The sequence below is a fragment of the Pseudoselenomonas ruminis genome, assembly GCF_008271295.1.
In the GTDB taxonomy this organism is placed as follows: domain Bacteria; phylum Bacillota; class Negativicutes; order Selenomonadales; family Selenomonadaceae; genus Selenomonas_A; species Selenomonas_A ruminis.
Map to the genome: position 1 here is coordinate 1 of NZ_VTOY01000048.1, position 491 is coordinate 491.

Sequence of the window (491 nt, forward strand, 5' to 3'; positions counted from 1 at the left end):
GAAGGCGTGAAAGGCCAGATTTCTGGTCTTACGATCAGCATTACGGATTCGAACGGCAACGTTAAGAAATCTGCGAATGCAGCGCTTGACAACTTCAATGAGACGGTTCGTGCACAGAACAAGTCTGAGGACAATGCTATCACGCTGCAGGTTGGCACGAAAGCGAACCAGAGCATCAAGGTAGGCCTTACGGATATGCGCGCTGAGGCTCTTGGCCTCAAGGGCTCCGATGGCACGACGCTGAACATCTCCACGCAGGCGAAAGCTAATGCAGCAATCAACGTTCTTGATAATGCTGTACAGAAAGCGCTTGACCAGCAGACGACGATTGGTTCGGTAGAGTCCCGTCTCGAGTACACGAGCGCGAACTTGACGACGGCATCTGAGAATGTCCAGAGCTCCGAGTCTACGATCCGCGATGCAAACATGGCGAAAGAGATGACGGAATACACGAAGAACAACGTTCTTATGCAGGCCGCTCAGTCCATGCT

Annotated in this window: 1 protein-coding gene; it reads left to right on the top strand. The window is 52.3% G+C overall.

Translation table 11 applies throughout. The features are described 5' to 3' along the window. On the top strand, positions 1–491 hold a 491-nt coding region (locus FZ040_RS13875; RefSeq protein ID WP_255448922.1), incomplete at both ends, for a flagellin.